At 40.3% G+C, this 14,678-nt stretch carries 11 protein-coding genes; 7 read left to right on the top strand and 4 right to left on the bottom strand.

Annotated elements, in window-relative coordinates:
• The first annotated feature begins 126 nt into the window (after positions 1-126).
• Together EWV68_RS19445 and EWV68_RS19450 are read left to right on the top strand one after the other, a co-directional pair.
• Complete coding sequence (locus EWV68_RS19445) at positions 127-1,500, top strand: 1-acyl-sn-glycerol-3-phosphate acyltransferase (RefSeq protein WP_287170766.1); 1,374 nt, start codon at positions 127-129, stop codon at positions 1,498-1,500.
• A gap of 460 nt (positions 1,501-1,960) precedes the next feature.
• Positions 1,961-2,422 carry an Hsp20/alpha crystallin family protein gene (locus EWV68_RS19450; protein ID WP_193960797.1) on the top strand — a complete coding sequence of 154 codons (462 nt, stop codon included), beginning with the start codon at positions 1,961-1,963 and terminating at the stop codon, positions 2,420-2,422.
• 102 nt (positions 2,423-2,524) lie between these two features.
• On the opposite strand, the gene EWV68_RS19455 is transcribed toward EWV68_RS19450, so the two are convergent.
• The 3 genes from EWV68_RS19455 to EWV68_RS19465 all read right to left on the bottom strand — a co-directional run bounded on the left by EWV68_RS19455 (position 2,525) and on the right by EWV68_RS19465 (position 4,774).
• Positions 2,525-3,739 (bottom strand): DUF790 family protein, encoded by a 1,215-nt coding sequence (locus EWV68_RS19455; RefSeq protein ID WP_012267145.1) that lies wholly within the window; start codon positions 3,737-3,739, stop codon positions 2,525-2,527.
• 78 nt (positions 3,740-3,817) lie between these two features.
• Positions 3,818-4,162, bottom strand: coding sequence for a hypothetical protein (locus EWV68_RS19460; protein WP_002761264.1), 345 nt, complete (start codon positions 4,160-4,162; stop codon positions 3,818-3,820).
• A 417-nt stretch (positions 4,163-4,579) separates the two neighbouring features.
• Positions 4,580-4,774 (bottom strand): hypothetical protein, encoded by a 195-nt coding sequence (locus tag EWV68_RS19465; protein ID WP_002761266.1) that lies wholly within the window; start codon positions 4,772-4,774, stop codon positions 4,580-4,582.
• A 358-nt stretch (positions 4,775-5,132) separates the two neighbouring features.
• On the opposite strand from EWV68_RS19465, the gene EWV68_RS19470 reads away from it, so the two are divergent.
• The 5 genes from EWV68_RS19470 to EWV68_RS19490 all read left to right on the top strand — a co-directional run bounded on the left by EWV68_RS19470 (position 5,133) and on the right by EWV68_RS19490 (position 10,881).
• Positions 5,133-5,483, top strand: coding sequence for an STAS domain-containing protein (locus EWV68_RS19470; protein ID WP_061430784.1), 351 nt, complete (start codon positions 5,133-5,135; stop codon positions 5,481-5,483).
• Between the two features lie 292 nt (positions 5,484-5,775).
• Positions 5,776-6,705: a CoB--CoM heterodisulfide reductase iron-sulfur subunit B family protein gene (locus EWV68_RS19475; protein ID WP_287170767.1), complete on the top strand. Its 930-nt coding sequence runs from the start codon at positions 5,776-5,778 to the stop codon at positions 6,703-6,705.
• Positions 6,706-6,727: 22 nt separating this feature from the next.
• Complete coding sequence (locus EWV68_RS19480; RefSeq protein WP_287170768.1) at positions 6,728-7,060, top strand: BON domain-containing protein; 333 nt, start codon at positions 6,728-6,730, stop codon at positions 7,058-7,060.
• Positions 7,061-7,786: 726 nt separating this feature from the next.
• Complete coding sequence (leuS, locus tag EWV68_RS19485; protein WP_287170769.1) at positions 7,787-10,339, top strand: leucine--tRNA ligase; 2,553 nt, start codon at positions 7,787-7,789, stop codon at positions 10,337-10,339.
• 146 nt (positions 10,340-10,485) lie between these two features.
• The gene (locus EWV68_RS19490) at positions 10,486-10,881 is read left to right on the top strand and encodes a hypothetical protein (protein WP_287170770.1); all 396 of its coding nucleotides are present in this window, start codon (positions 10,486-10,488) and stop codon (positions 10,879-10,881) included.
• A gap of 11 nt (positions 10,882-10,892) precedes the next feature.
• Here the strand turns inward: EWV68_RS19490 and EWV68_RS19495 are convergent, their stop codons facing one another.
• Positions 10,893-14,471, bottom strand: a complete 3,579-nt coding sequence (locus tag EWV68_RS19495) for a CHAT domain-containing protein (RefSeq protein ID WP_353737395.1) — start codon at positions 14,469-14,471, stop codon at positions 10,893-10,895.
• Positions 14,472-14,678: the final 207 nt, after the last annotated feature.

A 14,678-nucleotide genomic window follows, 5' to 3' on the forward strand; every position in this document is an offset into this window, starting at 1 on the left:
TGGACTTTTTCCCTGAAAATTAGGTAATTTACCCGATGAAAATGGGTAAAACCCCACACCCCACACCCCACACCCTACACCCTGCCCCTAGGAAAAACTTTTTCAGCAGACCCTACTTATACTTATATGTCTAATCTATCTTTGGGCGCGCAACCCCCCCTCGAATTTATCCCCCCTGACCTTAATTCCTTGCTTTTAAAGGGATGTCAAATCTTTTTACCTCTCTGGTTACAAACTCAAACCAACTTAAGGGAAATTTCCGCCGCTAATCTAGAAACTTTAATCACATTTTATCAAAAAAGTCAAGAGAAAAAAGTCCGTTTACTGCTTGCTTTCCGTCATCCCAGTATTAACGATCCCTACTGTATGGCCTATCTTTTGTGGAAATTAGTACCCAAAAAAGCCCAAGAGTTAGGAATAAAATTAAACAAGCCAATTCACGCTCATTTTATGTACGATCGAGGGATTCCTTTATGGGCTGGAGAAAGGGTAGGATGGTTATATTCTAAGTTAGGTGGCACACCAATTCAACGGGGAAAAGCTGATTTAATCGGATTGCGTTCGGCTCGTCGTTTATTATTAGAAGGAGATTATCCTTTAGCCGCCGCTCCGGAAGGAGCAACTAACGGACATAATGAGCTTGTTAGCGCAATTGAACCGGGTATTTCTCAATTAGCTTTTTGGGGGGTGGATGATGTCAAAAAAGCTAAACAACAGCAAGAATTAATTATTTTACCTATTGGTATTCAGTATTTTTATCTGACTCCAGTGTGGCAAGAAATCGAGCAAATTTTAACTAATTTAGAAAACGATAGCGGTTTAGAACCCACCCCGAATTCATCCCTAAAAGAAAAGGTTTTATACGAGCGTCTTTTTCGGTTAGGAGAAAGATTATTATCCTTAATGGAGGATTTTTATCGAGATTTCTACTATCAATCTTTGCCTGTAGTACCTGCCAATGGCGATGATCCAAACGAAACCCTAGCAAAACGTTTAGCCAATTTATTAGATGTGGCCCTACAAACCGTAGAAAAGTATTTTAATGTTTCTCCTAATGGTAATGTAATCGATCGCTGTCGTCGTTTGGAACAAGCAGGATGGGAACGTATTTATCGCCAAGAATTAAAACCCACTCATTCTATTTCTCCCCTTGAATTAGGATTAGCTGATCGCCTGGCCGATGAAGCTAATTTAAAAATGTGGCACATGAGAATTGTCGAAAGTTTCGTGTCAGTAACCGGTTATTATGTCAAAGAAAAACCCACCGTAGAAAGATTTGCCGAGACAATTTTATTACTCTGGGATTTAGTGACAAGAATTAAGGGAGGTAATCCCTTTTTTCGTCCCCAAATTGGTCAACAAAAAGCGATAATAACTATTGGTAAACCTATTTCCGTATCCGAGCGCTATGCTGATTATAAAAGCGATCGACGCTCGGCCGTAGCACAATTAACCCAAGATTTACAAACCAGTTTAGAAAGTTTAATTATTCATCAGTAGATAATTAGGGTTTACTAAAAAGGCTCTTCGGTTTGTGTTATGCAATGGAGGGGGGTTATAAGGGATGGAACCCTTATATAGAAAGGCATTTAGCTATTTTTGTCAATTGTTTTTTATCTAGAGCGAACTAATCAATTAAGATCGAACCATAACAAGTAACGAAGAGCCACTAAAAAAGTCTCTTGGTGGAGTCAGTTATCAGTTATCAGTTATCAGTTATCAGTTATCAGTTATCAGTTATCAGTTATCAGTTCACTGAGAAAACACCCCACACCCCGCACCCCACACCCTGCCACCAGGAAAAACTTTTTCAGCAGACCCTAGTATAGGAGATAGTACGGGAATCTGGAAAAACTCAATACCGAAAACCCTACCCCAGTCAGGGAATCTTTTATCTATCCTAAAAGTGTAGAGATAAACCAACATCTCTAGCGTCAAGAAAACTTCGGAGGTGACTTATATGGCACTTATACGTTGGGAACCTTTCAGAGAAGTAGAAAGCCTACAGAAAGAAATGAATCGCTTGTTTGACCGTCTTGTGCCGACTGATGTAGGCAATGGCGAAAAAATGGGGTTGTCCTTCATCCCAGCGGCGGAAATTACCGAAACGCCAGAGGCAGTTCAGCTTAAACTGGAAATACCTGGTATGGAAGCCAAAGACCTCAACGTGGAAGTAACAGCCGATAGTCTGACCATTAATGGTGAAAGAAAATCGGAAATTAAAACCGAAGAAGAAGGATTTACCCGCACTGAGTTCCGTTATGGTAAATTCCATCGGGTTATTCCTCTACCGGTTCGGGTTGATAACAATAACGTGACTGCTGAATACAAAGATGGCATTCTCAATCTCACTCTCCCGAAAGCGGAAGAAGAAAAAAATAAAGTGGTGAAAGTGTCCATCAATCCTACCATTGCTCAATGATGTAGTACTCATTGTCCGGTCTTAAGCGAAAGAGTTAACCTAGTGTGATTAAACCAAAGCGGGAGTATCAAACCATACTTCCGCTTTTAGCTTCCTAAACCTTTAACTTAAAACTTCTAACACTGCTTGGGGTGATAATTTATCTTTAAACCAGATAACCTGGGCGGGTAGATTTTGAAATTTAACTCCAGCTTTTTCTAGATTTAACCGTTCCGATACGGCTAAAATTAGATTACTTGCTTGGGCCGATTTAACCTGTAAAAATTTCTTTTGTAGGTATTCTGGTCGCCAATAACCAACAATTTCGAGGAGAAAAACGCGACCATCGGGATGCACTAAACGGAAATCGGGAATCATCACTCCTCCGGGTAAAGGCACTAAATCCACTTCCCTTTCTAGTTGCCATTCAGTTTTTAACTGTAACCAACGTTTAGCGAAAGATTCCTCTAACATACTATCGTAGGGTTTACCTGGGGAATAGTGGGACACCAGACCACAGTTATCCTCTAAATTAAACTGTTGTTTTTTAATAGTTCCTGTATAGGAATCCTTGTACTGTAATTGTGCCTTCAGATTCCAGTGAGTAACATGGAGTAAGGCAGGAATTAATTTAGCGATTTCAATGCCATAACGACTGTTAGCTTTAAATAAACTGGTGGGACCATCGATAGTAATAGTAAATCCCGTGTCGGCATCCCCTTCGATATAAGTCATTAAACGAAATAGTTTTAGATAGCGAAAGAGATATTTATATTCCCCCGGATCGTTGCGGTGGACGTTGATGATTAAATAACTGGCCCGATAAAAAATACCTTGAATTTGCGAGAGGTTAAAACGATGAATTAAGTTTTCGGGGGTGGGAGCATCAAATTGAGTGAGAATTTTATTCTCTGCTAAATCAGCATAGAGTCCTTTTTCTAGAGCTACTGGAAAAATTTCTTGATTTAATTCTTGGCTGAGTTGCTGGGCAATTGTTTGAAGAATTAGCGATCGATTTTGGGGAATAGGAACAAAGTTAGCCGCTTGTTCAAAAACTCTTTTTCTTAATTCCTGCGGTTCTAAGGGACTAATAATCTCAAAGGTGGCAAAATGATTGGTTAATAGGTGAGCAAATCCCCGTTTAATTTTATAATCGGGACTGTCTCCCTCCAAGATTAGGAGTTTTTGGCTTAATTCTCCCTTAGTTTGACCGATACTTTCCTGAAAACAGGTGATTTGTTCTTGAGCGATCATCAGATAATCAGGAGCGATCGGTAAGCGTTTGGGAATAATTGTCTCGCCATTTTGACGGGAAATCAATAAATCGGTCGGTAACATGGCAAGCTAGAGAAGAATAATCAGATGGGGAGAGGTGGGACGACAAGGAAAGGTCGAAACCCCAAAAATCCCCCGATTCTAACTATTTTGGTCGATATAACGCTCTAAATCCTCGATTACACGGGTTAATTCTGCTTCTGTGGTTAAGCGTAGGCGATCGTCACGAACCGTTAACAAAACTTTAGCCGAAAAAGGACTCGGATAAATATTGGGATTACAAAACACTTCCAGAAACACATCACCAGTGTGCTGATATTCCAGCGGTTTTTGGGGTTGGGGTTTACCCCCACTAGAGGCATTACTGGCGATCGCTTTCAGGCGATCGAGTAAAATATTAATTTCCCTTTGCAAATCCAGAGCAGCACTGGGACTGAAACGAAAAGTAACGGAACCTTGCAAGAGATTAAGAGTTAAAGGAATCATCGAAAAAATCAGATTAGGAGAGGGTCTGAAGTCAATTATATTAATTTGGGGAAATTTGGGGAAATTGGGTTTTGGGGGATTGTTCAGTCATCAGTAATCAGTCAGGTTCTTCGTTACTAGGTCCGGAGTGAACTGAAAACTCACCACTGATAACTCACCACTGATAACTCACCACTGATAACTGATAACTGATAACTGATAACTGATAACTGATAACTGAAGAACGTAGGTTGGGTTGAAGCATGAAACCCAACGCCTAGGTTCGGTTCGATCGGGTGATCGCTAAATGTCTTTCTATATAATGGTTTCATCCCTTATAACCCCGTCCATTGCATAACAGGAACCGAAAGGCCATCAGTGAACTGAAAACTCACCACTGATAACTGATAACTGATAACTGATAACTGATAACTGAAGTTACCGACGCGGAACGAGATTAATCCGGCCCTCGTCCATTTCATCCATGAGTAACTCTAGGGCCTCGTAATCCACATCGGAAACGTAGCCAAGACGAGCGAGGAGTTCATTAATTCCGTTTTCGATTTCTGGCGTGATTTGACGATAATATAGGGCTTGTTCCACTAATTGGCGGATAGTCGGCTGGGTATCCACAATTTCCTTACTGTAGTTCAATAAATCTAATTTCCGTATCCTGCTTTACTTTATTTTAGCAAAAATACCAGTATAATGCAGGGTCATCATCAGTTATTCGGGATTAGAGCTTAAACCTAACGACTTTCCCCTGGCATTCGCCCTAATAAGCCTTGATGACTGTTTCTCTTTACTGCCTGGATCATAAGGTTAACCTAAAAGTGGCCCCTTCCTACAGGGGAAAAATTAAGAAAAGATTAATCTTTTCAGGAGAGGGAAAATATATCAAGACGAAGGTTACAAAATCAGAAAGTTAGGACATAATAGCGGTATCTGATCTCCAGTTAAAAGGTTCATTTATGAATTTCAAAGCCCAGCCATGAAAAGTCCTGTAAAAGTCCCAGAAATTGCTCTATTTGAGCCAAACGGCTATATTACCGCCGCTAACGTCCTAGAATTTCAAGAGCAGCTCACCAATCTGGTTAACCGGAGTCGCTCTATCACTTTTCTCGTGGATATGAGTAGGGTGGAATTCCTCGACAGCGCTGGATTAATGGCTTTAGTTACCGCCTTTCGTCTGGCCCAAAGTCAAGAAAAATCTTTCAATATCTGTTCTATTCCACCTTCAGTCAAGATTATCTTTGAATTAACCCAACTAGACCGGGTTCTCTCGATTTTCCCTAGCCGTGCTGACTTTGATGCTGTCATCACCCTCCCTCAAGCGGCGTAAGCAGACAAAATAGGGTTTCTGGCCGTAATTTCTCGGCTGCACTCTCAATTCTACCGGTAAATCACCTCTTGACCGGACAGATTGCCATTGGTACAACCGACTCCTCAAAACAACAATTTTTCTCAAGGAGAGGCATTATACTGTTGAGATGGCTCTCCTACTTTTGGGATATTATTTCGGGGGGCAAACTAGCATACACTTGTTGGGAGCAGCTCACAAAAGGCTGTCTATTAAGAAATTCCATGACTTTAGTGATGACAGAGGGGAAGGGGGCCAAGATGGTAGATAGGTAATGAGTAGTAATTTCCTAGAATCCATGACAGTCAAAAATCTCCAGTATGCTTATTTTCCCGGTTGTGTCGCCCAAGGTGCCTGTCGGGAACTATATTTATCCACGGCAGCCCTGACGGAAGCTTTGGGGATTAATTTAGTCGAACTCAAAAAAGCTGCCTGTTGTGGTTCGGGAACCTATAAGGAAGATTCGCAACTGTTGGAAGATGCCGTCAACGCGCGCAATATTGCCCTAGCGGAAGCCCTCAATTTACCCCTGTTGACTCACTGTAGCACCTGTCAAGGAGTGATCGGTCATGTGGATGAGCGCTTGAAGGAAGCAAAGCATAATAATCCCAATTATGTTGAGGAAGTTAATAATTATTTACAGAAAGAACATTGTTCCCCCTACCAAGGTACGACGACGGTTAAGCACCTACTCTGGGCAATTGTGGGCGATTATGGCTTAGATAATCTGGCGGCCAAGGTGGTTCGTCCCTTATCAGGCTTAAATTGTGCCAGTTTTTATGGTTGTTATCTCCTGCGGGCCCAGGATACTCTCCCCTACGATAATCCTTTTCAGCCGGAATCCCTAGAAAATGTCTTTCGGACCGTGGGGGCCAATCCGATTTATTATCAAGGACGCACTCAATGCTGTGGTTGGCCCCTGTCCAGTTATGCCACCACCCAATCCTTCCAAATGGCAGGAAAACACATTTTAGAGGCCATGGCAGCGGGGGCCGATTGTTTAGTCACCCCTTGTCCTTTATGCCATCTTAATCTTGATTCCCGACAACCGGAAGTGGCAAAAGTGATCGGTCGAAGTTTAGGTTTACCTGTGTTGCATTTTTCCCAATTAGTCGCTTTAGCGGTGGGAGTCAGTCCCGATCGTTTAGGATTAGATCGACACATCGTTTCCACCAAATCCCTCTTAAAGAAATTGGGGTTTTAGAACTCAATCAGGAGTGTTAGCAATGGATTGGTTAAAAAGAATTTTTGGCTTAGATAAACCGGCCGATGCCGCTAGTGCGATCGCGGGGAAAGCCGCTGCTGCCGGTATTCCCCCCGAAAGAGTCGGATTAGATGGAAAATACGACGAAAGCGGCCTAGCTAAACGAGTAGTTTTAGCTTTTGACGAGACACCGGATTTAGCTGATGAGGACAAATTGTGGGTCGCTCAAACTGGCAGTAAAGTTGTACTAAAAGGCAGGGTTTCCCATCAGGCGACTTTAAATAAAATGGTTGCGATCGCCAGTAAAGTCCATGGGGCAACCGGCGTCGATACCAGTCAAGTAACTATTGGGTGAAGTCGAACGGCTGTTAACCTCTTGTAAAAATCAAAAATTGTTGTTAGGGTTAGGAGTCAGTCCTGATGCAACAAGTTACACCGCCAAACATGAAAATATTCTGATCCTAAATCTGGTTATTAAAAACGGATTATTTATTCCCCCTTTTGCATGAGTGCCTCTCCTGATATGTAGCCTAGACTCAAGGGATTTAGTATTACTTCCGACTTTATCGCTCAATCCAAGCTTTTGGGGGGTTCTACCCCCCAAACCCCCCGTTGGGGGCGTGGCGCCGCCCCCAAACCCCGGAGCGCATTAGTTTTTCGGTGGGATGCTTACACGCAGCTGCTGACACATCTGTAATAATTTAAGAGTCACTCCACTTGCAGGAGTACCTCTCCTGATATGTAGCTTATACTCAACGGATTTAGTATGATCGACGAATTGGCGTTATTTCAGCTTCTATTTTCTAGTCAGTAGCCAGTAGTCAGTAGTCAGGAGAATTAAGAATGAAATAATAATCAGTTAAATGGTCTATTTACAGATTTTATGCGATTTAATCCTTATTTTTGACGTTTTTGAACCCTCAAAAGTTAATTATGCAAGAGGTTTAATATTCCCCGTGCAAATTAACCACTAAAACCCAGAGGGTTTTTGGCAGGGTGGATAGCCCCAAGACTGGCAATCGCCCCCAGCCGGCTGCGGTAAAATGGGAGGGATAGATACAACTCAGGAGAAAAGACCCCAGTGCCGTACAACCCCGCAGAAATCGAACAGAAATGGCAGAAGATTTGGCAGCAAATGGGATTGGACAAAACCCCAGAAAACGCCGATAAACCGAAATTTTACGCCCTCTCCATGTTCCCCTATCCATCGGGCAACCTGCACATGGGTCACGTTCGCAACTATACTATCACCGATGTGATTGCCCGTCTGAAAAGAATGCAGGGTTATCGCGTGCTGCATCCCATGGGGTGGGATGCTTTTGGATTACCGGCAGAAAATGCCGCCATTGAAAGGGGAGTTCCTCCGGCAAAATGGACAGACCAAAATATTGCCCAGATGAAACGGCAATTACAACAGTTAGGATTATCTATCGATTGGGAAAGAGAAGTTGCCACCTGTTCCCCGGAATATTATCGTTGGACCCAATGGCTATTTTTACAGTTTTTTGAATCAGGATTAGCCTACCAAAAAGAAGCGGCAGTGAATTGGGATCCTATCGATCAAACTGTCTTGGCCAATGAACAGGTAGATAGTGAAGGAAAATCTTGGCGATCGGGTGCTAAAGTAGAAAGAAAATTACTCCGGCAATGGTTCCTAAAAATCACCGATTATGCCGAACAATTACTCACTGATTTAGATAAACTTACCGGTTGGCCAGAACGGGTTAAAACCATGCAGGCCAACTGGATTGGTAAATCGGTAGGTGCTTATTTAGAATTTCCTCTTGTTAACTCCACAGAAAAAATTGCCGTTTTTACCACTCGTCCCGATACGGTTTATGGAGTCACTTATGTGGTACTTGCTCCCGAACATCCCTTAACTTTACAAGTTACCACTCCCGAACAAAAATCGGCCGTAGAAACTTTTATTCAAGAGATAGCCAGCGAAAGCGAATTAGAAAGAACTGCCGAAGATAAACCCAAACGCGGTATTAAAACCGGAGGACTGGCAATTAATCCTTTTACCGGTGAAGAAATTCCGATTTTAATTGCTGATTATGTCCTCTACGAATACGGTACTGGTGCAGTAATGGGAGTCCCGGCTCACGACAGTCGCGATTTTAAATTCGCTCAGGAAAATAACCTACCAATTAAGATAGTTATTACTCCAGAAAGTGGCGAAATCGAGTTAAAAGAAGCCTACACAGAAGCGGGAATTATGATTAATTCCGCTCAATTTAATGGACTGAATTCCCAAGAAGGAAAAACCGCTATTATTGATTATGCCACTGCCCAAGGTTACGGCAAAGCTAGAATACAATATCGCCTCCGGGATTGGTTAATTTCCCGTCAAAGATATTGGGGTTGTCCGATTCCAGTTATCCACTGTCCTAACTGTGGAACCGTACCAGTACCTATCGATAATTTACCCGTTACTTTACCGGAAAATGTCGAATTTAGCGGTCGAGGTGCTTCTCCTTTAGCTAAGTTAGAAGACTGGGTAAATGTGGATTGTCCTCGCTGTGGAACTCCCGCAAAACGGGAAACGGACACCATGGATACTTTCATCGATTCTAGTTGGTATTTCCTCCGTTATACCGATGCTAAAAATGAAGATATACCCTTTCAATTTGAGAAGGTTAATGATTGGATGCCCGTGGATCAATACGTCGGAGGAATCGAACACGCTATCCTACATTTACTCTATTCTCGTTTCTTTACCAAAGTTTTAAGAGACCGAGGTTTAGTTAATGTCGATGAACCTTTTAACCGTCTATTAACCCAGGGAATGGTACAGGGATTAACCTACAAAAATCCCGAAACTGGCAAATATGTCCCCGCGGAAAATGTTATCTATAAAGAGGATAAATATTGCGATAAAGACACGGGAGAAGTTCTATCTTTCTTCTTTGAAAAAATGTCTAAGTCGAAATATAACGGCGTTGATCCTCTGAAAGTTCTCGAAAAATATGGGGCCGATACTGCCCGAATGTTTATACTTTTTACCGCACCCCCAGAAAAAGATTTACAGTGGGAAGATGCGGGGGTAGAAGGACAATTTCGCTTTCTTAATCGGGTGTGGCGTTTAGTCAGCGAATATATTGAAAATAAACCCAAGCAAGTCAAAAAAATAGAAACTTTCTCGAAAACTGACAAAGATTTAAGACGGGCAATTCACACCGCTATTAAAGAAATCTCCGAGGATTTAGAAGGAGATTATCAATTTAATACCGCCATTTCCGAATTGATGAAACTCAGTAACGCTTTAGGGGATAATAAGTGTTTTGAATCCCCCATTTATCGGGAAGGAATCGAAACCCTATTAATCTTACTTTCCCTTTTTGCTCCCCATCTGAGCGAGGAATTATGGCAAGCTTTAGGCCATAGCCAATCAATTCACCTGCAACCCTGGCCAAAAGTTGATCTCACTGCCCTGATTGTGGACGAGATTACCCTTGTCATCCAAATTTTGGGAAAAACCAGAGGCACGATACAAGTTCCCGCTAGTGCCGATAAAAGCACCCTAGAAACCCTCGCCCTGGAATCAGAAATCGCCCAACGTTATTTAGAGGGTAAGGAAATCAAAAAAGTGATTGTTGTCCCGGGCAAATTAGTTAATTTTGTCGTGGTTTAAATGACAGCAATTATCACAATGGTAGGGAATTAAGAACCTTTTCAGTTATCAGTAACCAGTTAGATTAACACTTTCTATGAAAAACTATCGATAGATAGCAAAATAGAAACTATACAATTAGTATTGTCTGTAAATAAGAATAACCTATGGATATTGAATCAACTAAAGTTACTCCTGAAGAAATTGCCCAGTTTCGCGCTGAATTGGCAGAAGATTCTAAAGCATTAGGAGATATTGATGTGATTGAGCGTTGTGAAGGGGATCTAGAACAAGCTGCTCGTATCTTAGCGCGTCGAGCCGACATTGAAGATGTGAGAGCGGGAATCACTTGGGAATCTGCGTTAAAGCAAGCGCGTCAGGTGGTTTGTGATGCAAAGTTTAAGGAAGGTTTAGCTCCTGATTTAATTGGGGGTATAATTGGTGCATTAATAACGGCAGGTAATCCAGTTTTAGTGGCAGTTGCTACTCCTTGCGCTGGTTATATTGTTAAAGTTTCCTTAGCTGAGTTTTGTAATACGGACAAGTCGAATCCAGAAAGTTAAATAATCCTGATTTAAACACCTGAAGCGATAAATGCAGCCCAATAAAAAGGATTATTGAAGGGTTTGTCCTCTGGAGACATTGTTTTCCATTTAGTTTGCCTCACTGCGATCGCATCTTCTAATTCAAATAACTCTTTTTTTGAAAGGGTTTTTTGTAGTTGAATTAACGCTTGTTGAAAGGTTTGGCTTTCTAAATTTTTCTCAGCCTCTTTAACGGTTAAATTCTGTAACCAGTTTTGAGCTTGTTTTAAAGCAACTGGTACAGAAACTTGCTGATTCTCATCAAATAAAATCTCATATAATTTAATCATCAAGAAGGAGGTTGACAGGTCATTAACTGTCCATAAACTACTGACAACACTGGGACTTCCTGCAAACAGAAAACCACTGGGTAAACCGATATATTCATCGCTGATAGAGTTTAAATCAATTAAGCCAGTTTCGCAGGCAGAAAGGGTGACAAGGCGACATTTATTCAAGCGCAGTTCAAAGATTTCGCCTAATGTTAGGGGTTCTTTATTGGCTAAGAATAAGGCGGATTCAAGGGGATTAGCTGGGTTAAAGCCTCCATGACAGGAGAAGTGATAACAGTGGTTATCTGAGGATTTGAGATGGGGAAGAACAGCGTTTTTAGTGGCGTTATCTTTAGCGATAACTTGAGGTTCAGTAAAGAAAGTTGAGAGGATATTAACTTCTAAGTCGGTGTAAAATAAGTCTTTAGTGGGGTTTTGAATAGCGAACAGTTTATTAAAGTCGGAATGGTGAAAAGTTTGGGAGATTTTTTGCAAGATTTGACAACTAGGCGCATATTGTACGCCTTTGGGAAATAAATCTTGTAATTCTGATCCCCCCGTTGCCGACTCCCCCCTTTTTAAGGGGGGTTGGGGGGGATCAACAGGTAAGGCGTGAATAGGGAGAATATGCAGAAACAAATGGGGAATAATAATTAAGCGTTGACAAGTATCGGGAATGAGGGCAAGAATATCATTAATATGCAGAATATCAGCAAAAGTCTGTAAGAGGTTAGACAGTTGATTTTTCCATTCTTGCTTGCCATTTTCGGAGTAGTAAAGTCGTCGATAATTATTGAATGTATCCAAGAATTGATTTTTATCATCTTCGGAAGATTGCCAAACTTTAACCTCTCCCTCAGCAGACACCACAAAAGCGATTATTTTCTCCCCTGTAATGTACCATTGCAGGAGACAAGTTTCGGCATCAGTTAAAGCCTGAATCTCTGTAAATGCGATCGGCTCAACTTTTTGAGTGAGGCTAAAGAGAGGATCTTTAATTTCTCTTGCAATAAAATTATCTAAGTCTTGTTGATATTCTTTCAGATAACTATGATCTTGAACGTAGGGAGTTAAGTTATCACTACGCATTAAATTCTGGTTAATGCTTTGATGTTGTAAGCGGATTTGCTCGTTAACAACTCGTTGTTTTAATTCATCTAATTGAACCTTAATTTGTTGACTAACGCCTTGGGGGTGTAGATTTTTCTGGGTGATTAATTCCACCAGGTTACGCCCTTTACTGCGTTCGATATATTCTAGAGCAGTTTTGAGGTGTTCAAGATTGTTTTCAATATGGTAAAGACTAAGGTAAGTAAGAACAAGACCTCCATAGGATTGTATGGCATCAGAGAGAATTTCTTGTTTTCTATAGCCTGTTACCGCTTCAATACGAATAGTTTCTGCTGCTTTTACCGCTAAGACAAACCCTTTGATAGCAATTTGCCAATTTTTGGCATTATAACCGTAAAATCCTAAGTTATGTGCAGTCTTAAAACATTCCTCAGGTAAAGCTTCTACAGTCCGAACAGTTAAAGCATTTTCATTGGCAGTGATCGCCAATTCTAAATTCTTAGCCTTATCCCCTTTCATTCTGTGATCATAAGCATTAGCAAGGTTAAATTGTGTTGTAGCCCATTCATAAGGAAACTTTTCCCTGGTAAAGGTTCTTAAAGCAGATTCAAAACAGGTGATCGCTACTTCTAGATTCTCTGCTTTGTCTTCTTTAACTCTCTCATTGTAAGTAGTTCCCAAATTCTGTTGTGTCAACGCCCAATCATAGGGAAATTCATCAAAAGTATGAACCTTCAAAGCTTCTTTGTAACAAGTAATTGCGTTTTCTAAATTCTGCTCTCTATCTTCGCTGATTCTGTTATGGTAAGCACTACCAAGATTATTTTGTAGCTTGGCGAATTCTAGAGGAAAATCATCAGGTTTCACCAATTCTAATGACGCTTTAAAACAGTCAATAGCCTTTTCTTGATTTTCTGCCTTTTTCCCTTTAATTCGATCATGGTAAACATTTCCGAGATTCATTTGACTCATTGCCCATTTCTGAGCAAATCTTTCTCTTTCAATCGTATAAATTTTTAATGCCGCTTCAAAACAAGTAATAGCGATTTCTAAATTCTCTGCTTTATCTCCTTTGATTCTTGCCTGATAAACATTCCCCAAAGTATTTTGTGTTTTTGCCCAGTGTATGGGGAAATTGTCAGAGTTAACAACTTGTAATGATGCTTGACAACAGGCAATAGCGATTTCTAAATTCTCTGCTTTATTTTCTTCAATTCTGTCAATGTAAACTTCGGCTAGATCCACTTGTACACCTGCCCAATTTAAAGGAAGATTCTTAAAGTCATAAATCTTTAATGCCTGTTGATAACAATCAATAGCAAATTCTAAATTTTTGGCTTTATCTCCTTCGATTCTATTTCTATAAGTTGTCCCTAAATTTTTTTGTATCTTTGCAAACTGATCAGGAAAATTATCAACATTGTAAACTTTTAATGCTTCTGAAAAACAAAATATTGCAATTTCTAAATTGTCTGTTTTTTTGCCTTCAATTCTCTCAAAATATGCTTTTCCAAGATTAATATATGAGTCTGCCCATTCATTGGGAAAATTATTATAACTGTAAACTTTAAATGATTCTCTTAAATAAAAAATAGCCTTTTCTAAATTTTCTCTCTTTTTTTCTTTTATTCTCTCTAAATAAGCACCACCCAAATTAAATTGCCCTCTTGCCCATTCATTGGGAAAAGTATTGATCTTATAGACTCTTAACGATTCCAGAAAATAATTAATCGACTGTTCTACATTCTCTTCTTTTTCTCCTTTGATCCTTTGTAAATAAACATTACCGAGATTATTTTGTACTTTTGCCCATTCCTTGGGAAAACTTTCAATATTATAGACGATTAAGGAGTTTTCGCAATAACCAATGGCTATTTCTATATTCTCTTTTTTCTTTTGCTCAATTATCTCTAAGTTAGTAGTTTGTAAGTAAGCATTGACTAAGTGAATGTGGGTATTTGCCCATTCACGAGGGAAAGCCTCGAAGGTACGCACTTTTAAAGCTTTTTTACAACAATCAATAGCAGTTTTTATATTTTCTGCTTTATCACCTTTTATTCTTTCAATGTAAACATTACTCATATTATGTTGCACCATTGCATATTCATAGGGAAAAGCATCTAGAGTATAAATTTTTAACGCTTCTTGAAAAGAATTAATCGCTTTTTCTATATTCTCAGTTTTTTTCCCTTCAATTCTCTTGGCATAAACATTTCCCATATTCATTTGCGTCATTGCCCAATACACAGGGAATGTTTTAGGTTGATAAACTATTAAAGCCGCTTGATAAGCTTTAATGCTAATTTCTAAATTGTTTTGGCTCTTCGTTACCCTTTATGCTAAATCAACATACAAGATGCCAAGATAACATACTTCTAACCCAAAAATTCCGAAAGTTTCTAAAGCCATAGCCTCTCCGTTTTATTAGTTTAA

Source organism: Microcystis sp. M_QC_C_20170808_M9Col (assembly GCF_007095495.1).
In the GTDB taxonomy this organism is placed as follows: domain Bacteria; phylum Cyanobacteriota; class Cyanobacteriia; order Cyanobacteriales; family Microcystaceae; genus Microcystis; species Microcystis aeruginosa.